Origin of the sequence: Paracoccus indicus (genome assembly GCF_003056335.1) — a bacterium.
GTDB classification, from domain to species: Bacteria; Pseudomonadota; Alphaproteobacteria; order Rhodobacterales; family Rhodobacteraceae; genus Paracoccus; species Paracoccus indicus.
This window is the reverse complement of the sequence record NZ_PYWA01000011.1, coordinates 56263-77369: the sequence shown is the minus strand read 5'-3', so window position 1 is coordinate 77369 and position 21107 is coordinate 56263. Positions and strand designations below refer to the sequence as shown.

The following is a 21107-nucleotide window of genomic DNA, read 5'->3' as shown; positions in this document are numbered from 1 at the left end:
GTATCCGGCCGCGTTCAGCGCAGCGCGTGAAAGTTGTTGCCCAGTGATCCGGGGGCCGCGCCGCCAGCCTTGCGGCTGTAGGTCTGCCGGGCCGAGATCAGCACGAGAACGATGATCGTGGCAAGATAGGGCGCCATCGACAGAAGCTGAACGGGCACGTCGACCTCGGCCGCCTGCAGGCGCAGCTGCAGGACGGTGACGCCGCCGAAAAGCCATGCCCCGGCCAGCACGCCGAAGGCCGTCCAGCTGGAAAAGACCACGATGGCCAGCGCGATCCAGCCCGCGCCCGCGGTCATGCCTTCGGTCCATTGCAGGACGGTGGCGATGCTGATGAAGGCGCCGCCGATGCCCGCCATCGCCCCGCCAAAGGCGATGGCCGCGGTGCGGGTCAGCCGGACGTCATAGCCAAGCGCATGGGCGGCCTCGTGGTTTTCGCCGACGGCGCGCAGGATCAATCCGCGGCGGGTGCGGTTCAGGAACCACCAGATGACCGGCACCATCAGCAGGCCCAGCCAGACGATCCAGTTGATGCCGAAGGGGCCGTCCGGCATGGGCGGTGCCTTCACGCCCTCGAAGGGCTTGCCGAACATGGCGGCAAGGCCCAGCCCGAACAGGGTCAGCGCCAGGCCCGATGCGACCTGATTGGCCAGAAACACCTGCGTCAGGACGGTATAGAGCAGCGATATCGCCGCCCCCGCCAATGCCGCGACCAGAAATCCGATGAAGGGGTTGCCGGTGGCATAGGCGGCGGCGAAACCGGCCAGCGCGCCGGTGATCATCATCCCCTCGACGCCCAGGTTCAGGATGCCCGCGCGTTCGGCGATCAACTCGCCCAAGGCCGCGAACAGGATCGGCGTGGATGCCGAGAGCAGCAGCAGGAAGACCGAGAGCGGATCGATCATGATTGACCCTTTCGCTGGATGCGGAACCGGGTCAGCACATCGAAGCCCAGCAGGAAGAACAGCAACATCCCCTGGAACACCTGCACGGTCGCGGCGGGCAGCTGCATGGTCAGCTGCGCCAGCTCGCCCCCGATATAGGTCAGCGCCAGCAGCAGCCCCGCCAGCAGGATGCCGACCGGATGCAGACGCCCGAGGAAGGCCACGATGATGGCGGTGAAGCCGTATCCTGTGCCCAGCTTGTCGGTGATCTGACCGGCGGGGCCCGCGACCTCGAACAGACCCGCCATGCCCGCCAGCGCGCCCGACAGGCCCAGGCAGAAGGCGACCAGCGTGGCTGGGTTCACACCCGCGAAACGCGCCGCACGGGGGGCCGAACCGGCCGCGCGGATGTGGAACCCACGGATATGGCGGCTGACCAGCACCCATGTGACCAGCACCGCAACGGCGGCGGCCACGACGCCCCAATGCGCGCCGGTGCCCGCGATCAGTTCGGGGTTCGAGGCTGCAGGATACTGCTGCAGGTTGCGCGAGCCGGGAAAGCCGAAGCCCTCGGGGTTCTTCATCGGCCCGAAGGCCATCCAAGCGGCCACGCGTTGCGCGACATAGACCAGCATCAGCGACACGAGGATCTCCGACGCGCCGAACCAGTTGCGCAGCAGGGCGGGGATCATGCCCCAGGCCCAGCCTCCGGCAGCACCCGCAATCACCATGGCCGGAAAGATCCACGCCCCTTCGGAGGGATAGGCCGCCAGCGCCACCGCGCCGCCGGTCAGCCCGCCGATGATGTATTGCCCCTCGGCCCCGATGTTCCAGATGCCGGCGCGGAAACCGATCGCCAGACCGCTGGCGATCAGGATCAGCGGCGCCGCCTTCACCAGCAACTGAGGGCGGGAATAGGCCGCAGCCGGTCCAAACAGCGGGTCCCAGAAGATGGTGCGGATGGCCGTGACGGGATCGTGCCCCATGATGGCGAACAGGACGCCGCCCGCGATCATCGTGGCCAGAACCGCCATGACCGGCGTCGCGACCTGCCAAAAGGTCGAGGCCGTGCTGCGTGGAACAAGCCGGATCATAGCGCGGCTTCCTGCATGCCATGCGCGCCGCCCAGCATCAGGCCGATCTGGTCCAGCGTCAGCCCCTCGGTCGGGCAGGGTTCGGAAAGGCGGCCTTCGTTCAGGGCGCAGAATTGGTCGGAAAGTTCCAAAAGCTCGTCCAAGTCCTGAGAGATGACAATGACACCCGCCCCCTGCCGCGCCAGATCCAGCAACGATTGCCGTACGAAGGCGGCAGCGCTGGCATCGACGCCCCAGGTGGGCTGGTTGACGACCAGCACGCGGGGGTCTTGCAGGACCTCGCGCCCGATCACGAATTTCTGCAGGTTGCCGCCCGACAGCGCACGCGCCGTGACATGGGGGCCGGGGGTGCGCACGTCGAAAGCGGCGATGACGCTTTCGGCAAAGCTGCGGGCGGCGCGGTGGTCGATCAGGCCGTTCCGGACCAGACCCTTGCGGGCCCCTGCCGTCAGCAGCGTGTTCTCCGTCAGGCTGAAGTCGGGGACGGCCGCATGGCCCAGGCGATCTTCGGGCGCGGTCAGAAGGCCGGCCTTGCGGCGCTGTTCGGGGGGCAGGGGGGACAGGTCGGCACCCTCCAGCGTGATGGTGCCGGAGGCGCTGCGGGTCTCGCCCGTCAGGGCGGCCAGCAGTTCCTCCTGCCCGTTGCCCGCCACGCCGCCGATCCCCAGGATCTGCCCGGCACGCAATTCGAGCGAGACGGATTTCAGCGCCGTGCCTTCGGCATTGGGGGCGGGCAGCGACAGGTCTTGGACCTTCAACAGAACCTCGCCTGCCTGCCGCCCCGAGCGGTCGATGTCGCGCATCTCGCCGCCCACCATCATCGCGGCCAGTTCGCGGGCCGAATGGGCGCGGGGATCGCAGCTGTCGACCACGCGGCCATGCCGCAGGATGGTGGCGCAATCGCAATGAGTGCGGATCTCGTCCAGCTTGTGGCTGATATAGAGGATGGCGGTGCCTTGGGCGGCCAGCTTGCGCAGGGTGGCGAACAGCAGCTCGGCCTCTTGCGGGGTCAGGACGCTGGTGGGTTCGTCCATGATCAGCAGGCGCGGGTTCTGCAGCAGGCAGCGGATGATCTCGACCCGCTGGCGTTCGCCTGCCGACAGGGTGACGATGCGCCGCGCGGGGTTCAGCGGCAGGCCGAAATCATGGCTGACCTTGGTGATACGGGCCGAGAGTTCACGCCGCGGGGGCGGGTTCTCCATGCCAAGGGCAATGTTCTCGGCCACGGTCAGGGCATCGAACAGGCTGAAATGCTGAAAGACCATCGCCACGCCCGCAGCACGTGCCGCACGCGGATCGGCGGGCTGATGGGGCGCGCCCATCAGCGACATCCGCCCCTGGTCCGGGCGCACAAGGCCATAGATCATCTTGACCAGCGTCGATTTGCCCGCACCGTTTTCGCCCAGCAACGCATGGATCTGCCCCGCATCGACCTGAAACGACACGTCGTCATTGGCGCGGACGCCGGGATAGGACTTGCCGATCCCCTCGGCGCGAAAGACGGCAGTGCTGTTCAAATTTCGTCCCCTTGGTCAAAACCTGACCTGCTTAGACCGCAAATCCCCGTAAGGGCAATTGCGCTGTTTGGTCAGGCTGAGATACTGTCCTGATCATGGCCGAAAAATCCCCTCGATTCATTCATCTTCGCACACATTCCGAGCATTCCTTGCTGGAAGGTGCCATTCCCGTGAGCAAGTTGCCCACTTTGGCGGCAGATGCGGGGATGCCCGCCGTCGCCTTGACGGATACCAACAACATGTTCGCCGCGCTGGAATTCAGCGTGAAGGCGAAAGACAAGGGCGTGCAGCCCATCATCGGCTGCCAAGTGACCCTGCAGGGGGATGCCACCGGCCCCGTGGTGCTGCTGGCGCAGAACCAGGCGGGCTGGCTGAACCTGATGTCGCTGTCGTCCTGCCTGTACCTGCGCGAGGGCGGCGCACTGCCGCATGTGACGGTCGAGGAGCTGTGCGAACGCTCCGAGGGGCTGATCTGTCTGACCGGCGGCGCGACGGGGCCCTTGGGGCTGCTGATCGCGCAGGGGCAGGCCGAGAAGGCCGCCGCGCTGGCCGATACTCTGGCGCGCGCCTTTCCGACCCGGCTTTACGTGGAACTGCAGCGGCATCCGGGCGACAACGGTCAGCTGATGCAGGCCGAGGCCGCCAGCGAATCCGGCCTGATCGAACTGGCCTATGCCAAAGGGCTGCCGCTGGTCGCCACCAATGACGTCTATTTCCCGAAACCCACCATGTACGAGGCGCATGACGCGCTGATTTGCATCGCGGAAAAAGCCTATGTCGATCAGTCCCAGCCCCGCCGCCGCCTGACGCCCCAGCATCACTTCAAGACCCCGCAGGAAATGGCGGTCCTCTTCGCCGACCTGCCCGAGGCCATCGACAACACGGTCGAGATCGCCCGCCGCTGCGCCTTTGCCGTGGCCAAGCACGCCCCCATCCTGCCGAAATTCGCCGATGACGAGGTGACCGAACTGCGCCGTCAGGCGCGTGAGGGCCTCGAGGCGCGGCTGAAGGTTATCCCCCATGCCGTCAGCGTCGAGGATTATCACGCAAGGCTGGATTTCGAGTTGGGCATCATCGAGCAGATGGGCTTCCCCGGATACTTCCTGATCGTGGCCGACTTCATCGGCTGGGCCAAGGATCAGGGCATCCCGGTGGGGCCGGGACGGGGTTCGGGGGCCGGGTCGCTGGTCGCCTATGCGCTGACCATCACCGACCTTGATCCGCTGCGGTATTCCCTGCTGTTCGAACGCTTCCTGAACCCCGAACGGGTCAGCATGCCCGACTTCGACATCGACTTCTGCATGGATCGCCGGGAAGAGGTGATCCGCTACGTTCAGGACAAATACGGCGCCGATAAGGTCGGCCAGATCATCACCTTCGGTGCGCTGCTGTCCAAGGCCGCCGTCCGCGACGTGGGCCGGGTGCTGCAACTGCCCTTCGGCCAGGTGGACCGCCTGTCCAAGATGATCCCTGTCGAGGGCGTGAAGCCCGTCAGCATCACCAAGGCCCGCGCCGACGAACCCCGCTTGCGCGAGGCCGCCCGCGAGGAGGTCGTCAAGCGCCTGCTGGATTACGCAGAGCAGCTGGAGGGGCTTTACCGCAACGCCTCGACCCACGCGGCGGGGGTGGTGATCGGCGACCGTCCGCTGGACCGGCTGGTGCCGCTCTATCGCGATCCGGCGTCTGACATGCCCGCGACGCAGTTCAACATGAAATGGGTGGAACAGGCCGGGCTGGTCAAATTCGACTTCCTGGGCCTGAAGACCCTGACCGTCATCCAGAACGCCGTCGACCTGATCAACGGGGGCGGGCGGCCGCTGCACATCGCCGCCGACGGGCGGCAGTTGTACGACCCCGCGCCGGGAACGGAAAATCAGATCAACCTGATCCCGCTGGACGACAAACCCAGCTATGACCTGTTCGCCAGCGCCCGCACGGTCGCGGTCTTTCAGGTGGAATCCAGCGGCATGATGGATGCGCTGCGCCGCATGAAGCCCACCTGCATCGAGGATATCGTGGCATTGGTGGCGCTTTATCGTCCCGGCCCGATGGAGAATATCCCGGTCTATTGCGACGTGAAGAACGGCGTTCGGGAATTGGAGTCGATCCATCCCAGCATCGACTTCATCCTGGCCGAGACGCAGGGCATCATCGTCTATCAGGAACAGGTGATGCAGATCGCCCAGGTCATGGCGGGATATTCCCTTGGCGGGGCCGACCTTCTGCGCCGCGCCATGGGCAAGAAGATCGCCGCCGAGATGGCCAAGGAACGCCCCAAGTTTATCAAGGGCAGCATCGAGAACGGCGTCCCCGAGAAGAAGGCCGGCGAGGTCTTCGACCTGCTGGAGAAATTCGCCAACTACGGCTTCAACAAATCGCATGCCGCCGCCTATGCGGTGGTCAGCTATCAGACGGCCTGGCTGAAGGCGAACCACCCGGTCGAATTCATGGCCGCGGTGATGAACTGCGATATCCATCTGACCGACAAGCTTGCGATCTATAAGCGCGAATGCGACCGCATGGGGATCGAGATCGTGCCGCCCTGCGTCAGCCGCTCGGCGCCGACTTTCACCGTCAGGGAAGGCCGCATCCACTATGCGCTTGGTGCACTGAAAGGCGTCGGCCTTGATGCCATGAAGCTGATCGAGACCGCGCGGCGCGATGAACCCTTCCGCGATCTGTTCGATTTCGCCCGCCGCGTGGACATGAAGCGCGTCGGCAAGCGCCCGCTGGAGATGCTGGCCCGTGCCGGTGCCTTCGACCTGTTGGACGACAACCGGGCGCGGGTCATGAAATCGCTGGACGGGCTGGTCGCATGGTCGGCTGCGGTGCAGGAACAGGCGAACTCGAACCAGACCTCGCTCTTCGGCGGGGGCGAGGATCTGCCGCCGCCCCGCGCGCCCATCGCCGGCATCTGGCTGCCTGCTGAAAAGCTGGGCGAGGAACATAAGGCCGTCGGCTTCTACCTGTCGGGGCATCCGCTGGACGATTACCTGCCCGCCCTGCGCCGCAAGAAGGTCCAGACCCTGGCCGAGATCAGCCAGGAGGCCCTTGGCGGCCCGATGGTCGCCCAGATCGCGGGCACCGTCGCGGCGCGGATGGAACGCAAGTCGGCCAAGGGCACGCAATATGCCTTCGTCAGCCTGTCCGACCCCACGGGCCTTTACGAGGTCACGGTGTTCTCGGACCTGCTGAACGCATCGCGCGACCGGTTGGAGCCGGGGCAGAACGTGGTCCTGCAGGTCAAGGTCGAACCCTCGGGCGATCAGGTCAAGATGCTGGCTAATTCCGTGACCGCGCTGGAGGATGCCGTCGCCGACGCGGGCGCGGGTTGCCTTGCCGTCGAGATGCAGGGCGCCGATACCATTCCGCGCCTGGCCGAGGTCTTGGGCCGCATCCGCAGCGACATCATGGTGCCCTCGCGGTCGCGCGGCCCCGTTCGCCTGCGCCTGCGCGAAGGCGATGAGGTGATCGAGATCGAGATCGCCGACGACGCCCCCCTGACCACCCCCGCCCGCCAGGCCCTGCGCGCCGTCCCCGGCGTGCTCGACGTGCTGGAGGAATAGCGCCTTGGCGGATGTTCGCGCTTCGTGCTAGTCATAAGAAAAAAGGGGGCAGTATGAAGGTCTTGGGCATCGATCCCGGTCTGCGCAACATGGGCTGGGGGATCATCCAGGTGGACGGGTCCCGCATCCGTCATGTCGCCAATGGCACGATCCATTCGGACGGCGATCAGGATCTGGGATCACGGCTCTCGGTGTTGTTCCGCGGGCTTTGCGCGATCATAGCCACCCATGAGCCCGACGAGGCGGCGGTCGAACAGACCTTCGTCAACAAGGACGCGACCGGCACACTGAAGCTGGGGCAGGCGCGCGGCGTCGCCCTGCTGGCCCCGGCCGAGGCGGGCATCACTGTAGGCGAATATGCCCCGAACGCGGTCAAGAAGACTGTCGTCGGCGTGGGTCATGCGGGCAAGGAACAGGTGCAGCACATGGTGCGCGTCCAGCTGGCCGGGGTGCAGTTCGAAAGCGCCGACGCCGCAGACGCGCTGGCCATTGCTATCTGCCATGCACGCCATCTTCAAAGCCGGACGCTGAAGGTCGCACAGCCCAAGCGGGGCGCGGCATGATCGGGCGCATCGCGGGCATCATCATCCATCGCGCACAGGACCATGTGCTGATCGACGTGCGGGGCGTGGGCTATATCGTGCATGTCAGCGAGCGGACGGGGGCGGGGCTGCCCCCCGTCGGGCAGGCGGCGGCGCTTTATACCGAGCTGGTCGTGCGCGAGGATCTGCTGCAGCTGTTCGGTTTCACCACCATGCTGGAGAAGGAATGGCACCGGCTGCTGACCAGCGTGCAGGGGGTGGGGGCCAAGGTGTCGCTGGCGATCCTTGGCACGCTCGGCCCCGAGGGCCTGGGCCGCGCGATCGCGCTTGGCGATTGGGCGTCGGTGCGCAAGGCGAACGGCGTCGGGCCGAAACTGGCGCAGAGGATCGTGCTGGAACTGAAGGACAAGGCGCCTTCGGTCATGGCTTTGGGCGGCAGCTTCACGGTCGATGCCGGCGCGCAGATGGCAGGCGGGGGTGCGGACGAGCCGGGCATCGAGCCCGGCACATCCGCCGCCTTGTCGCCGGGGTCGATCCCCGGCGACAAGGCGCGCCCGGCCACGGATGGGGCGCATTCGGGGCAGGCGATGGCGGATGCTCTGTCGGCGCTGACGAACCTGGGTTACGGTCCCTCGGAGGCGGCGGGCGCCGTGGCCGAAGCGCAGGCGCGGGAACCGGCCGCCACCATGCAGGCGTTGATCCGCGCGGCGCTGAAGGCATTGGCGCCTAAGGACTGATCCGAAGGAAATGCACGATGGCAGGTAACGCGAAGGTCTTCTTGCTGATGGCCGCCATGACCGCGCTGGTCATGGCCTTGGGCTGGATGATGGGCGGGCAGGGGGGCGTCATCATCGCCTTCCTGATCGCGGGCGGCATGAACTTCTTTGGCTATTGGAACAGCGACAAGATGGTCCTGCGCCAGCAGGGCGCGGTCGAGCTTTCGCCCCGGCAGGGGGCCGAGATCCACGCGATGACGGCGCGACTGGCCGAGCGTGCCGGCCTGCCGATGCCGAAACTGTATCTGCTGCCCACCGAACAGCCCAATGCCTTTGCCACGGGTCGCAATCCGGAAAATGCCGCCGTTGCCGTGACGCAGGGGCTGGTGAACACGCTGACGGCGGACGAATTGGCCGGGGTGATTGCGCATGAACTGGCCCATATCAAGCACCGCGACACGCTGACCATGACCATCACCGCGACGATGGCCGGTGCCATCGCGATGATGGGCAACATGATGATCTTTACCCGCCGCGACGACAGGGGCGGTATGCTGGGATCGATCGCCGCCATGATCCTGGCCCCTCTGGCCGCGACCATGGTGCAGATGGCCGTGTCCCGCGCCCGCGAATACGAAGCCGACAAGACCGGCGCCGAGATCTGCGGCCAGCCGCGTGCCTTGGCCTCTGCCCTGCAGCGCATTGCGACAGCCGCGGGCCGCACCGTGAACATGCCCGCCGAGCAGAACCCCGCAGCGGCATCCATGTTCATCATCAACCCCTTGGCCGGTCTGCGAATGGACAAGCTGTTCACCACCCACCCTCCGACCGAGGAACGCATCGCCCGCCTGATGGCGATGACCGCCGCACCCGCTGCCCCCACCACATCGACCCGCATTCCCCGCAGCGGCCGAAGCCGCAGCCAAGGGCCTTGGAGCCATTGATGACCCAGCCCGACCCCGATCTGCGCCCCGAAAAGCTGGATGGCGACGCCGAAGACCGCGCCTTGCGTCCGCAGAACCTGTCGGAATTCGTCGGTCAGGCCGAGGCGCGGGCGAACCTGCGGGTCTTCATCGAAAGCGCCAAGATGCGCGGCAAGGCCATGGATCACACGCTGTTCTTCGGCCCGCCGGGTCTGGGCAAGACCACGTTGGCGCAGATCATGGCGCGGGAACTGGGCGTGAACTTCCGCATGACCTCGGGGCCGGTGATCGCGCGGGCGGGGGATCTGGCCGCGATCCTGACCAATCTGGAAGCGCGCGACGTCCTGTTCATCGACGAGATCCACCGCATGAACCCGGCGGTCGAGGAAGTCCTCTATCCCGCGATGGAGGATTTCGAGCTGGACTTGGTCATCGGCGAAGGCCCCGCAGCCCGAACGGTCCGCATCGAATTGCAGCCTTTCACGCTGGTCGGCGCCACGACGCGGCTTGGCCTGCTGACGACGCCCCTGCGCGACCGTTTCGGCATCCCGACCCGCCTGCAATTCTATGAGATCGCCGAACTGGACCTGATCGTGCAGCGCGGGGCGCGGATGATGGGGATCAGCGCCGAACCCGAAGGCACGATGGAGATCGCCCGCCGCGCCCGAGGCACGCCCCGCATCGCGGGCCGTCTGCTGCGCCGTGTCGTCGATTTCGCGCTGGTCGAGGGCAACGGCCGCCTGACCCGCGAGATCGCCGACATGGCGCTGAATCGGCTTGGGGTCGACGACCTGGGGCTGGACGGCGCCGACCGCCGCTATCTGACCTTGATGGCGCAGCATTACGGCGGCGGCCCGGTGGGGGTCGAGACGCTCTCGGCCGCTCTCTCGGAAAGCCGCGACGCGATCGAGGAGGTGATCGAGCCCTATCTGCTGCAGCAGGGCCTGATCGCCCGCACGCCGCGGGGGCGTCAGTTGGCGTCCCGCGCGTGGGGGCATCTGGGTCTGGACATGCCGACGCCGCCCGGTCAGGCGACGCTGTTTCCCGACTGAGGCCGATTGCGCAAGCGCGGCCCGCGCCTTAGCCTGCCGGGCATGAGCCATGACATCACCCTCCGCGTCTATTACGAGGATACCGACCTTGCCGGTATCGTCTATTATGCCAACTATCTGAAATTCATCGAAAGGGGCCGCAGCGAATGGCTGCGGACCCTGGGCATCGATCAGCTGGCGATGCAGCAGACCACCGGCCATGTCTTTGCCGTGCGGCGGGTCGAGGCGGATTACCTGCGCCCCGCCCGTTTCGACGACCTGCTGACGGTCACTACAGACCTGGCGCTGGGCAGCCCCGCGCGGGTGGTGGTGGACCAGAAGGTCATGCGCGGCGAGGAAACGCTGTTCACCGCCCGTGTCACCATCGCCTGTCTGGACGCCAAGGGCCGGCCCGTGCGTCTGCCCGCCGATCTGGCGGCGGCCCTGCGCGGATGACGCGCCGCATCGCCATGTGGTCGGGGCCGCGCAACCTCTCGACGGCGATGATGCGCAGCTTCGGCGCGCGCGGCGATTGCGCTTGCGTGGACGAGCCGTTCTATGCGCACTACCTGGTTCAGACCGGCCTGCCGCATCCGATGCGCGAAGAGGTCATCACCAGCCAACAGGCCGATTGGCGCGATGTTCTGCCGCTGTTGACCGGGGGCGGGGCGGCTCCACTGCAATACCAGAAGCATATGGTCCAGCATATGCTGCCCGGAATGGATCTGGACTGGACCCGGAAGGTCACCAACGTCTTCCTGGTTCGCGAACCAGAACGGGTCGTTGCATCTTTCGCGCAGAAACGTGGCCTGCCCGATCCGGCGGAACTGGGCTTCGACCGCCAGTGGCAGATGTTCCGCCAGATGTCAGACCGCGGCCCCACCCCCGTGGTGATCGACAGCGCCGACATCCGCCGCGACCCTGATCGCGCATTGCGGGCGCTTTGCACGGCCATCGGCATCGAATTCACCCCCACCATGCTGTCATGGACCCCCGGCCCCCACCCCGAGGACGGTGTCTGGGGCGCGGTCTGGTACGATGCGGTCAACGCCTCGACCGGCTTCGGCGGGCCGGAAGGTCCGCTGCCCAAACTGAGCGGCGAACTGGCCGCGCTGGCGGATGCTCTGCGCCCCTCCTATCGCGACATTGCGGTATATCGGCTGCGCATTGCATAAAAGTGACGCCATTGTGTTGCGCCGGGGGCTGAAACACTTGCTAGGAACGCGGTAAAAGACGCGCAACAGCAGGCTGCGGCAAGCGGCCCTCGAACCTTGATGATAAGGCAGTGATTATGGAACCCATTCAGGCCGCTGAGGCCCTCGATTTCTCGGCTATGGCGTTGTTCTTCCGCGCGTCCCTGACGGTTCAGGTTGTCATGATCATCCTGATCGCGGCGTCCTTCTGGGCCTGGGCGATCATCGTGCAGAAGTTCATGGTCTTCGCCCGCGCCCGCACCGAGGCCGCGCGTTTCGACCGCGCCTTCTGGTCGGGCGAGCCGCTGGACGACCTCTATGACCGCCTTGGCGACCGCCCCAAGGGCGCATCCGAGCGCATCTTCGCCGCCGGCATGACCGAATGGCGCCGCAGCCACCGCGACGACGGCCGCCTGATCCCCGGCGGCATCAGCCGCATCGACCGCGCCATGAATGTCGCCATCCAGCGCGAGGAACAGCGCCTGTTCCGCGGCTTGTCCTTCTTGGCCACGGTCGGGTCCACCGCGCCCTTCATCGGTCTTTTCGGCACGGTCTGGGGCATCAAGACCGCCTTCGAGGGGATCGCCCTGAGCCAGGACACCAGCCTTGCCGTGGTGGCGCCGGGTATCGCCGAGGCGCTGCTGGCCACCGCATTGGGCCTGGTCGCGGCCATCCCTGCCGTCGTCTTCTACAACAAGCTGTCGGGCGACGCGGAACGCATCACCGGCGGATGGGAGGCGTTCTCGGACGAATTCTCGACGCTGCTGTCGCGCCAGATGGACGAGGCGTAAGTCATGGGGTCCTCGGTCGTCAAACGGGTCAGCCGCAAGGGGCGTCGGCGCAACCAGCCGATGTCCGAGATCAACGTCACGCCCTTCGTGGACGTGATGCTGGTGCTGCTGGTCATCTTCATGGTCGCCGCCCCCCTGATGACGGCGGGGGTGCCGCTGAACCTGCCGCAGACCGCCGCCAATGCCGTTCCGACCGAGCGGGAGGAACCGTTGGTCATCTCGATCCCCGCCGAGGGGCAGATGCTGGTCATGGATCAGCCGGTCGAGGACAGGCAGGTCGTCTCGGCCCTGCGGACCGCGCTGGCGGATCGCCAGTCGGGCCGGGTCTTCCTGCGCGCCGACGGGGCCATTCCCTATTCGCGCGTCGTCCAGATCATGGGTGCGCTGAATGCGGCGGGCATCACCGACATCGTGCTGGTCACCGAGGCCGGCGGCCCCCGGATGGACGGCTAGGCCATGGATGATCGTGAAGGCCGCACCGGCTATTGGGTTTCGGGGGTCGCGCATGGGGCGCTGATCCTCTGGGCCATCGTGGGCGGCGCGCTGTTCCGGCCCCAGCCCAGCACGCCGGTCCGCTCGACCCAAGTGTCGACGATCAGCGGCTCCGATTTCGAAAGGCTGGCGGCGGCATCGCGGGGGGCGGGGCCGGTGGGTGCCGATGCATCCGCGGTGGCCGATCAGTCCGAACAGCAGGTCGATGCGAATGGCACGGCCCGCCCCGTGGATGCGCAACCGCCGCAGCCTGCGGATGCCACGCCGCTGGCGGAGCCGGATGCCTCGGAGGGCGTTCCCGACCTCAGCGATTTCGAGGCCGCCGATCCGGTCGAGGTGGCGACCGATCTGCCCACTGCCACTGCCACTGCCGAACAGCAGGATGAGGCTGCGCCGCGCATCCCCGCCGCACCTTCGGCCCCGGCTCCGGCGGCGCAACCCAGCCAGCCGGTTGCTGCCGCCCCGGATGCCGTAGCGGCCCCCGTCGCACCGCGTTCGGCGCTGGCGCTGGATGCCTCGCCCCGTCCGCAGGATCGTCCGGCGGGACTGGTTCAGGACTTCAACCGCCGTCAGGCCGCCGCCGAAGCGGCGCGTGCCGCCGAACAGCGTGCCGCCACCGAGCGTGCCGAGGCCGAGGCTGCGCGCTTGGCCCAGCAGCAGGCGGCCCGGGAAGAAGCGGCCCGGGAAGAGGCAGCTCGTCAGGCGGAAGCCGCCGAGGCGCAGGCCGAAGCCCAACGCCGCGAGGCGGAAGCTGCGCGGCAGGCAGCCGAGGAACAGCGGGCCGCCGAAGCGCAACGCGCCGCCGAGGAACGTCAGGCGGCAGAAGCCGCGCGCCAGGCCGAGGAACGCCGGGCCGAAGAGGAGCGGATCGAGGAGCAGCGGGCCGCCGAAGCGGAGGCCGAGCGTGAAGCGGAACGCCGTGCCGCGGCCGAGCGTGAGGAAGCGGCCCGCCAAGCCGAAGCAGAGCGTCAAGCTGAGGCCGAGCGTCAGGTCGAGGCAGAGCGCCAAGCCGAAATCGAACGCCAAGCCGAGGCGGAACGTCAGGCCGAAGCCGAGCGTCGTGCCGAGGAAGAACGCGAAGCCGAAGCAGAGCGCCAAGCCGAAGCAGAACGCCAAGCCGAAGCAGAACGCCAAGCAGAGGCTGAGCGTCAGGCCGAAGCCGACCGACAGGCCGAAGCGGCCCGCCAAGCTGAGGCAGCCCGCCAAGCTGAGGCCGAGCGGCAGGCCGAGGCGGACCGGCAGGCCTTGGAGGATGCGCTGCGCGAGGCTCAGGCGGGCGACGCGGGCGATCAGGGGCAGGACAGCGCCTCGACCGGGGATGCCTTCGGCGGCGACCGCCAGTCGATCGAGGGCGGCAGCGGTGCCTCGGCGGGGCAGGACCCGCTGGCGGCGGCACTGGCCGGGGCCATGGCCGGGAATGGCGCGGCCGAGGGTGGAAACGATGCTGCGGGTCCCCCGCGCGACCTCATGCAGCTGGTGCCGGTCGTTCCGGATGCCCGCGACGGGCAGGACGGCGCCAATGCCGCCCCCCTGGGCGAGCCGATGTCCTTTGCCGAGCGTGAGGGCCTACGCTTTGCAATCCAGAACTGCTGGAACGTCGGTGCGCTCTCGGTCGAGGCGTCGCGGATGACGGTCTCGGTCGGGTTCAGCTTGACGCCGCAGGGGGTGCCGGACCAGAACAGCCTGCGCATCGTGGACTACAGGGGCGGATCGGAAGCGGGTGCCCAGCAGGCATTCGAGGTCGCGCGTCGTGCCATCCTGATGTGCGGGCGGGCAGGTTTCGACCTGCCGGCGTCCAAATACGGGCGCTGGCGTGATGTCGTGGTGGATTTCCGCCCCGACGGCGTTGAATTTTAACTATAACGGGGATCGAAGGCGATCTTTCGCTTTTGCCCGAGCCAAGGTAATGAGGACGTCATGTTCCGCAAGCTTATCCTCGCACCCGCCTTGCTGATGGCCCTGTCGGTCTCGACCGGCGTGATCGGCACCGCGGCCCAAGCGCAGGACACCCCCCTGCGCATCGAGATCACCGATGGCGTGATCGAGCCGATGGCCATCGCCATCCCGTCCTTTCATGGTTCCGCCGACATGGCCGCCAAGGTGCGCGGTGTCGTGGCCGACGATCTGACCGGCACCGGCCTCTTCCGAGAGATCCCTGCCGAAAGCCATGTCGCCACGCCCGCCAGCTTTGCCGAAGCCGTCAGCTATGAGGATTGGCGCGCGATCGACGCGCAGGCCATGGTCTCGGCCGAGGTGACGCAGAACGGCGACAACATCAGCGTGCGGTTCCGGCTTTACGATGTCGTCTCGGGGCAACCCCTGGGCGACGGGATGCAGTTCGACGCCCGTGCCGCCGATTGGCGTCGCGCGGCCCATAAGATCGCCGATCAGGTCTATGTGCGGCTGACGGGGGAAAAGCCCTACTTCGACAGCCGCGTGGCCTTCGTGCAGGAAACCGGCCCCAAGAACGCCCGCATCAAACGCATCGGCGTGATGGATTACGACGGCGCGAACATCCTGTGGATGACCGACAGCTCTTCGCTGGTGCTGGCACCCAAGTTTTCCGCCGACGGTCGCAAGCTGCTGTATACCAGCTATGACAGCGGTTTTCCCCAGATCCAGCTGATGGATGTGGCGACGGTGACCTCGCGGCCCCTGACCATCGACCAAGGGTCGATGGCCTTCGCGCCCTCGTTCAGCCCGGATGGCCGTTGGGTCGCCTATTCACATGAAAACGGCGGCAATACCGACATCTGGCTGATGGATGTGGCGACCGGCGCGCAGCGTCCGCTGACGACGGCGCCCTCGATCGAGACCTCGCCCAGCTTCAGCCCCGACGGCAAGCGCATCGTCTTCGAAAGTGACCGTTCGGGAACGCCGCAGCTTTACATCATGCCCATCGAGGGCGGCGAGCCCACCCGCATCAGCTTTGCCGATGGTCGCTATGGCGCGCCGGTCTGGTCCCCCAAAGGTGACATGATCGCCTTCACCAAACAGTTGGGCAGCACCTTCCATATTGGGGTGATGCGCACGGACGGGTCTTCGGAAAAGATGCTGACGCAATCCTTCCTGGACGAGGGGCCCACATGGGCCCCCAACGGGCGCGTCGTGATGTTCACGCGCGTCACCCCGGGGGGAAATGGTCAGCCGAGGTTGCATTCCGTGGACATCACGGGGCGGAACATGCGACCGATGAACCTGGATTTTGCCGCCTCGGACCCGTCCTGGGGCCCCTTGATGCCATGAGGATGACATGATGAACATTGCGACGAAGACCGCACTGACGGGGTGCCTGCTGGCCTTGGCCGCCTGTGCCCAGCCAGCGCCGCCTGTGGCGCCGCCCGTGGTCGACCCCTATTCCAACGTCGGAGGGGGCGCGGTGTTCCAAGGCAACCTGAACGGAGGCACGCTCGGGTCGCAGGCGACGGCGCAGTATTTCCAGGGCACGGTCGGCGATACCGTGCTGTTCCCCGTCGATCAGACCACGTTGACGCCCGATGCCCGCACCATCTTGGCACGGCAGGCCGAATGGCTGTCGCAGAACGGCAATTTCACCGCCGTCGTCCAAGGCCATGCCGAGGAAACAGGCACGCGGGAATACAACCTGGCCCTGGGCGCGCGCCGCGCCAGTGCCGTGCAGGAATATTTGGTGGCCCAAGGGGTCGCGCCGGGACGCATCCGGACGCTGTCCTTCGGCAAGGAGCGCCCGGCCGAGACATGCTCGGACGAAGGCTGCTATGCCAAGAACCGCCGTGCAGTGACCGTGGTCAACGACACCGGGGCCGGGGCATGATCCGACAGGCCGCGCTTTCGGTGATGCTGGCCATGACGGCGGCGGGGGCGGCTTCGGCAGCACCCGATGCTGCCACGCTGGCCGATCTGCGCGGTCAGCTGTCGGATCTGCGCGGCCAGCTGCAAACGCTGCGGTCCGAATTGCGGGCCTCGGGGGCGGCGGGTTATCAGGCGGCGGGCGGGGCATCCGCCATCGACCGGATGAACGCGATGGAAAGCCAGTTGATGCAGCTGACCAATCAGGCCGAGCGTTTGCAGAACCGCGTCAACGGCACATCGCGCGACATGGACCGTCAGCTTTCGGATCTTGAGTTTCGGCTGTGCGAGATCGACGAGACCTGCGATCTGTCCAGTCTGACGACGATGCCCCAGGCAAGCGGCAACCCTGAACTGGCCCCCGCCGCGCCTGCGACCCCCGATCAGGGTGCGCCGGCTGCGACCCGGACCGAACAGGAGGATTTCGATGCGGCCCGCGAGGCGCTGGAAAAGGGCGATCACGCCCGCGCGGCACAGATGTTCGCCGATGTCGCCCAGACCCATGCCGGTGGTCCGCTGACCGCCGAAGCCTTGTTCCTGCGCGGGCAGGCCCTGCAGATGGCGGGTCAGCCTCGTGATGCCGCCGCCGCATGGCTGGAAGGTTTCGCCGCCGATCCCGACGGGCCGCGCGCGGGTGAAAGCCTGCTGGGTATCGCCACGGTGATCGAAGGGCAGGGAGACGCCACCGCTGCCTGCCTCTATCTGGCCGAGATCCCCGCCCGCTTCCCCGGCACGCCCGAGGCCGCCACCGCCGAGCAGCGCGTGGCGGAACTGCGCTGCGGCGTGGATGACCTGGGCGCGCTGGACCCGCTGCTGGATCCGGCGCTGGACCCCGAGGCTGCTGCGGATATGGCCGAATACCAGTGACCCCCCGATGACTGATCCCGCCGCCACGATCCGCGCCGCCCTTGACCGGCTGGCGGGCGATCTGCCCGCGCTTGGGCTGGCGGTCTCGGGCGGGGGGGACTCGGTCGCGATGCTGCATGTCGCCGCCGATTGGGCCAAGGGGCGCAAGCTGATGGTCGCAACCGTCGATCATGGCCTGCGCGAGGGCAGCGCCGCCGAGGCGCAATCCGTCGCCCGCACCGCCCGTGCCCTGAACCTGCCGCATGCGACCTTGTTGTGGCAACGCGAGACGCGAACCGGCAACCTGATGGCGCAGGCCCGCGATGCGCGCCTGCGGCTGCTGTCGGGCTGGGCGCGCCGCAATGGGCTGCCTGCCGTGGCGCTTGGCCATACCGCCGACGATGTGGCCGAGACGCTGGTCATGCGGCTTGCGCGCGGGTCGGGCATCGACGGACTGGCGGGGATGGCCCCTTGGCGCGACGCCTTCGACATGCGCTGGCTGCGGCCGATGCTGGAGGTGGGGCGGGCCGATCTGCGCGATTGGCTGCGTCTGCATGGTCACGGCTGGATCGACGATCCCAGCAACGACAACCCCGATTTCGACCGGGTGCGCGTGCGGCAGGCCATCGGAACGCTTGGTCTGGACATCGCGGGGCTGGCGCGTTCGGCCCGCCATATTGCCGATGCCCGCGACGCGCTGTCGGAATTCGCGCTGATGATCGCCAGCGATGCGCAGTTCGACCGTGGCAGCCTGTCGCTGCCGCTGTCGGACCTGCGCGCGGCCCCCCCCGAGATCCGCCGCCGCATCCTTGTCGCAGGCTGTCGATGGGTGACTGGGGGCGATTATCCGCCACGCCGCGCGACGCTGATCCACGCGCTTGAGGCGATGATGGCGCAGGGTCGGGTGACGCTGGACGGGGTGATGCTGTCGCCCGCCGGCGGACGGCTTCGACTGACGCGCGAGGCTGCCTCGGCGGCGCGGGCCGATATCGCCCTTTTCGGGCAGACCTGGGATCGCAGGTGGCGGATCACGGGGCTGCAACCCGGTCAGCACGTCGCGATGCTGGGCACCGATCCGCTGCCCGGATTGGGCTGGCGTGATTCGGGCCTGCTGCGCGACGAGGCCGCCGCAAGCCCCGCGATCTGGCAGGGGGACCGCCTGATCGGCGCGCCGCTGTTGCGACAGGTGCCGGGGATCACGGTTTCCGCCCTCAGGGGCGCGGCAGATTTCCGCAGTCTGGTGAAGGCGCATTGAACCTGTCGCGATAATCCCTATTTTCAATTCAAACCGCATTCCGCCGGAGGACCCGTTTTGGGCAACGCACGAAATTTCGCCTTCTGGGTGGTTCTGTTCCTGATGGTTCTGGCCCTGTTCAATCTGTTCAGCGACGGCTCGACCGCCATGAATGGCCGCCAGATCAGCTATTCCGACTTCATCCAGCGTGTTCAGAACGAACAGGTGTCCAACGTCGTCATCGACGGCGAGGATGTCGCCATGACCGGCGCTGACGGTCAGGAATACACCACCGTGCGCCCGATGGGCGAGGAGATCGCCGACAAGCTGATCGCGCAGGGCATCGACGTCCGCGTGGTCAAGCAGCAAAGCTCGGGGTTGATGTCGCTGATCGGCGTCTGGCTGCCGTTCATCCTGCTGATCGGGGTGTGGATCTTCTTCATGAACCGCATGCAGGGCGGCGGCAAGGGCGGCGCGATGGGCTTTGGCAAGTCCAAGGCCAAGCTGCTGACGGAAAAGCACGGCCGCGTGACCTTCGACGACGTCGCGGGCATCGACGAAGCCAAGGAAGAGCTGGAAGAGATCGTCGAGTTTCTGCGCAACCCGCAGAAGTTCAGCCGCCTTGGTGGCAAGATCCCCAAAGGCGCGCTGCTGGTCGGTCCTCCGGGCACTGGTAAGACCCTGTTGGCGCGCGCCATTGCAGGCGAGGCCGGCGTTCCGTTCTTCACCATCTCGGGGTCGGACTTCGTCGAGATGTTCGTGGGTGTCGGTGCCAGCCGTGTGCGCGACATGTTCGAGCAGGCCAAGAAATCATCGCCCTGCATCCTGTTCATCGATGAGATCGACGCCGTGGGTCGCGCCCGTGGCGTGGGCATCGGCGGCGGCAACGACGAACGCGAACAGACGCTGAACCAGCTGCTGGTCGAGATGGACGGCTTCGAGGCTAACGAAGGCATCATCATCATCGCGGCCACCAACCGCAAGGACGTGCTGGACCCCGCGCTGTTGCGTCCGGGCCGTTTCGACCGCCAGATCCACGTGCCGAACCCGGACATCAAGGGCCGCGAGAAAATCCTTTCGGTTCACGCACGCAAGGTCCCCGTGGGTCCCGACGTCGACCTGCGCCTGATTGCCCGCGGCACGCCCGGTTTCTCGGGTGCGGACCTGATGAACCTGGTGAACGAGGCGGCCCTAACCGCTGCCCGCATCGGTCGCCGCTTCGTCAGCATGGCCGATTTCGAAAGCGCCAAGGACAAGGTGATGCTGGGTGTCGAACGCCGAAGCATGGTTCTGACGCCGGAACAGAAGGAAAAGACCGCCTATCACGAGGCCGGTCATGCCATTGTCGGTCTGTCGCTGCCCAAGTGCGATCCGGTCTACAAGGCCACGATCATTCCGCGCGGCGGGGCCTTGGGCATGGTCGTCAGCCTGCCCGAAATGGACCGCCTGAACTTCCACAAGGATGAAGCCAAGCAGAAGATCATCATGACGATGGCCGGCAAGGCCGCCGAGATCATCAAGTATGGTGAAGAGGGCGTCTCTAACGGTCCGGCTGGCGACATCCAGCAGGCCAGCGCCCTGGCCCGCGCCATGGTGATGCGGTGGGGCATGTCCGACAAGGTTGGCGCCGTCGACTATGCCGAGGCGCATGAGGGCTATAACGGCAGCACCGGCGGCTTCTCGGTTTCGGCAGCGACCAAGGAACTGATCGAGGAAGAGGTCCGCGAACTGATCGAGACTGGCTATCAGGAAGCGCGCCGCATCCTGATCGAGAAGGAGGTCGAGTTCGAGCGTCTGGCCAAAGGCCTGCTGGAATACGAAACCCTGACCGGCGAAGAGATCGGCAAGATTGTCCGTGGCGATTCGCTGGACGACAATGATGACGACACGCCCGCGACCAAGATCCCCTCGGTGACAGCAGTGCCGAAGACCGGCCCAACGCCGGGTGGCGATCCTGCGCCGGCATAAAATGGCCAAATGAAAAGGCCCCCGATCCTGTCCGGATCGGGGGCCTTTTTCATGCCGTCAGGCAAGAACCGGGGCGATGGCCAGGGTATTGCTGGTGGCGTGGGAATAGGGGCAGATGTGATGCGCGCCCTGGATCAGCGCGTCGGCTTGGGCGCGGTCCATTCCCGGTATGGCGACGATGATCTGCACATCCAGGCCGAAGCCGCCGTCTTCGCGCGGACCGATCCCGACCGAAACCTTGACCGAGGTCGACGCCGGAACCTTGACCTTCTGCGAGGCCGCATAGTGATGCAAGGCACCGATGAAGCACGAGGAGTATCCCATGGCGAACAGCTTTTCGGGGTTCATGCCCTGATCGGATGAACCGCCCAAGGCCTTGGGAACCGCCAGATCGAAGCCGGCACTGCCATCGTCGACCTCGGTATGGCCATTGCGACCCCCGCCTGTTGCTGTTGCCGAAGTGCGGTACATGACGTTTGTCAGCA

Annotated in this window: 19 protein-coding genes; 15 read left to right on the top strand and 4 right to left on the bottom strand. The window is 66.7% G+C overall.

The genetic code is table 11. From position 1 onward, the window contains the following. Positions 1-14: 14 nt before the first annotated feature. Genes DDE75_RS16030 through DDE75_RS16020 form a run of 3 tightly spaced genes read right to left on the bottom strand, consistent with a single transcriptional unit; the run spans position 15 to position 3492 of the window. A complete protein-coding gene (locus tag DDE75_RS16030; RefSeq protein WP_108503383.1) occupies positions 15-902 on the bottom strand; it encodes an ABC transporter permease in 888 nt (295 codons plus the stop codon). Further along, entirely contained in the window at positions 899-1975 is a 1077-nt protein-coding gene (locus DDE75_RS16025) for an ABC transporter permease (protein ID WP_108503382.1), read from the bottom strand. Before DDE75_RS16025 ends, DDE75_RS16030 begins: the two co-directional genes overlap by 4 nt. Next, on the bottom strand, positions 1972-3492 hold the full coding sequence (locus DDE75_RS16020; protein ID WP_245894779.1) for an ABC transporter ATP-binding protein: 1521 nt from the start codon (positions 3490-3492) through the stop codon (positions 1972-1974). Before DDE75_RS16020 ends, DDE75_RS16025 begins: the two co-directional genes overlap by 4 nt. A gap of 95 nt (positions 3493-3587) precedes the next feature. Here DDE75_RS16020 and dnaE point away from each other — a divergent pair, with 95 nt between their 5' ends. The 15 genes from dnaE to ftsH all read left to right on the top strand — a co-directional run bounded on the left by dnaE (position 3588) and on the right by ftsH (position 20622). Next, positions 3588-7058 carry a DNA polymerase III subunit alpha gene (gene dnaE / locus DDE75_RS16015; protein WP_108503381.1) on the top strand — a complete coding sequence of 1157 codons (3471 nt, stop codon included), beginning with the start codon at positions 3588-3590 and terminating at the stop codon, positions 7056-7058. Between the two features lie 53 nt (positions 7059-7111). Then, positions 7112-7621 (top strand): crossover junction endodeoxyribonuclease RuvC, encoded by a 510-nt coding sequence (gene ruvC, locus DDE75_RS16010; protein WP_108503380.1) that lies wholly within the window; start codon positions 7112-7114, stop codon positions 7619-7621. After that, entirely contained in the window at positions 7618-8337 is a 720-nt protein-coding gene (ruvA, locus tag DDE75_RS16005; protein WP_108503379.1) for a Holliday junction branch migration protein RuvA, read from the top strand. The genes ruvC and ruvA overlap by 4 nt, the downstream gene beginning before the upstream one ends. A 17-nt stretch (positions 8338-8354) precedes the next feature. Then, positions 8355-9260 (top strand): M48 family metalloprotease, encoded by a 906-nt coding sequence (locus DDE75_RS16000; RefSeq protein WP_108503378.1) that lies wholly within the window; start codon positions 8355-8357, stop codon positions 9258-9260. After that, positions 9260-10291, top strand: coding sequence for a Holliday junction branch migration DNA helicase RuvB (gene ruvB / locus DDE75_RS15995; RefSeq protein WP_108503377.1), 1032 nt, complete (start codon positions 9260-9262; stop codon positions 10289-10291). Before DDE75_RS16000 ends, ruvB begins: the two co-directional genes overlap by 1 nt. A 42-nt stretch (positions 10292-10333) precedes the next feature. After that, the gene (gene ybgC, locus DDE75_RS15990; RefSeq protein WP_108503376.1) at positions 10334-10726 is read left to right on the top strand and encodes a tol-pal system-associated acyl-CoA thioesterase; all 393 of its coding nucleotides are present in this window, start codon (positions 10334-10336) and stop codon (positions 10724-10726) included. Beyond that, entirely contained in the window at positions 10723-11445 is a 723-nt protein-coding gene (locus DDE75_RS15985; RefSeq protein WP_108503375.1) for a sulfotransferase-like domain-containing protein, read from the top strand. Before ybgC ends, DDE75_RS15985 begins: the two co-directional genes overlap by 4 nt. Before the next feature lie 116 nt (positions 11446-11561). Then, on the top strand, positions 11562-12254 hold the full coding sequence (gene tolQ, locus DDE75_RS15980) for a protein TolQ (protein ID WP_072298435.1): 693 nt from the start codon (positions 11562-11564) through the stop codon (positions 12252-12254). A gap of 3 nt (positions 12255-12257) precedes the next feature. Then, the gene (gene tolR, locus DDE75_RS15975) at positions 12258-12707 is read left to right on the top strand and encodes a protein TolR (protein WP_108503374.1); all 450 of its coding nucleotides are present in this window, start codon (positions 12258-12260) and stop codon (positions 12705-12707) included. Positions 12708-12710: 3 nt separating this feature from the next. Next, entirely contained in the window at positions 12711-14603 is a 1893-nt protein-coding gene (locus tag DDE75_RS15970) for a hypothetical protein (protein WP_108503373.1), read from the top strand. Between the two features lie 60 nt (positions 14604-14663). Next, positions 14664-15992 (top strand): Tol-Pal system beta propeller repeat protein TolB, encoded by a 1329-nt coding sequence (tolB, locus tag DDE75_RS15965; RefSeq protein ID WP_108503372.1) that lies wholly within the window; start codon positions 14664-14666, stop codon positions 15990-15992. A 10-nt stretch (positions 15993-16002) separates the two neighbouring features. Further along, complete coding sequence (pal, locus tag DDE75_RS15960) at positions 16003-16539, top strand: peptidoglycan-associated lipoprotein Pal (RefSeq protein WP_108503425.1); 537 nt, start codon at positions 16003-16005, stop codon at positions 16537-16539. Further along, complete coding sequence (locus DDE75_RS15955) at positions 16536-17441, top strand: tol-pal system YbgF family protein (protein WP_245894778.1); 906 nt, start codon at positions 16536-16538, stop codon at positions 17439-17441. The genes pal and DDE75_RS15955 overlap by 4 nt, the downstream gene beginning before the upstream one ends. 7 nt (positions 17442-17448) lie before the next feature. Next, complete coding sequence (tilS, locus tag DDE75_RS15950; RefSeq protein ID WP_108503371.1) at positions 17449-18675, top strand: tRNA lysidine(34) synthetase TilS; 1227 nt, start codon at positions 17449-17451, stop codon at positions 18673-18675. A gap of 57 nt (positions 18676-18732) precedes the next feature. Further along, positions 18733-20622, top strand: a complete 1890-nt coding sequence (gene ftsH / locus DDE75_RS15945) for an ATP-dependent zinc metalloprotease FtsH (RefSeq protein WP_108503370.1) — start codon at positions 18733-18735, stop codon at positions 20620-20622. A gap of 57 nt (positions 20623-20679) precedes the next feature. Here the strand turns inward: ftsH and DDE75_RS15940 are convergent, their stop codons facing one another. Beyond that, positions 20680-21093, bottom strand: coding sequence for an organic hydroperoxide resistance protein (locus DDE75_RS15940; RefSeq protein WP_245894777.1), 414 nt, complete (start codon positions 21091-21093; stop codon positions 20680-20682). Positions 21094-21107 lie beyond the last annotated feature (14 nt).

Bases quoted from the DNA above. Each gene is read 5' to 3' on its own strand.
- DDE75_RS16030 (WP_108503383.1), bottom strand. From the start codon at position 902: ATGATCGATCCGCTCTCGGTCTTCCTGCTGCTGCTCTCGGCATCCACG.
- DDE75_RS16025 (WP_108503382.1), bottom strand. From the start codon at position 1,975: ATGATCCGGCTTGTTCCACGCAGCACGGCCTCGACCTTTTGGCAGGTC.
- dnaE (WP_108503381.1), top strand. From the start codon at position 3,588: ATGGCCGAAAAATCCCCTCGATTCATTCATCTTCGCACACATTCCGAG.
- ruvC (WP_108503380.1), top strand. From the start codon at position 7,112: ATGAAGGTCTTGGGCATCGATCCCGGTCTGCGCAACATGGGCTGGGGG.
- ruvA (WP_108503379.1), top strand. From the start codon at position 7,618: ATGATCGGGCGCATCGCGGGCATCATCATCCATCGCGCACAGGACCAT.
- DDE75_RS16000 (WP_108503378.1), top strand. From the start codon at position 8,355: ATGGCAGGTAACGCGAAGGTCTTCTTGCTGATGGCCGCCATGACCGCG.
- ruvB (WP_108503377.1), top strand. From the start codon at position 9,260: ATGACCCAGCCCGACCCCGATCTGCGCCCCGAAAAGCTGGATGGCGAC.
- ybgC (WP_108503376.1), top strand. From the start codon at position 10,334: ATGAGCCATGACATCACCCTCCGCGTCTATTACGAGGATACCGACCTT.
- DDE75_RS15985 (WP_108503375.1), top strand. From the start codon at position 10,723: ATGACGCGCCGCATCGCCATGTGGTCGGGGCCGCGCAACCTCTCGACG.
- tolQ (WP_072298435.1), top strand. From the start codon at position 11,562: ATGGAACCCATTCAGGCCGCTGAGGCCCTCGATTTCTCGGCTATGGCG.
- tolR (WP_108503374.1), top strand. From the start codon at position 12,258: ATGGGGTCCTCGGTCGTCAAACGGGTCAGCCGCAAGGGGCGTCGGCGC.
- DDE75_RS15970 (WP_108503373.1), top strand. From the start codon at position 12,711: ATGGATGATCGTGAAGGCCGCACCGGCTATTGGGTTTCGGGGGTCGCG.
- tolB (WP_108503372.1), top strand. From the start codon at position 14,664: ATGTTCCGCAAGCTTATCCTCGCACCCGCCTTGCTGATGGCCCTGTCG.
- pal (WP_108503425.1), top strand. From the start codon at position 16,003: ATGAACATTGCGACGAAGACCGCACTGACGGGGTGCCTGCTGGCCTTG.
- DDE75_RS15955 (WP_245894778.1), top strand. From the start codon at position 16,536: ATGATCCGACAGGCCGCGCTTTCGGTGATGCTGGCCATGACGGCGGCG.
- tilS (WP_108503371.1), top strand. From the start codon at position 17,449: ATGACTGATCCCGCCGCCACGATCCGCGCCGCCCTTGACCGGCTGGCG.
- DDE75_RS15940 (WP_245894777.1), bottom strand. From the start codon at position 21,093: ATGTACCGCACTTCGGCAACAGCAACAGGCGGGGGTCGCAATGGCCAT.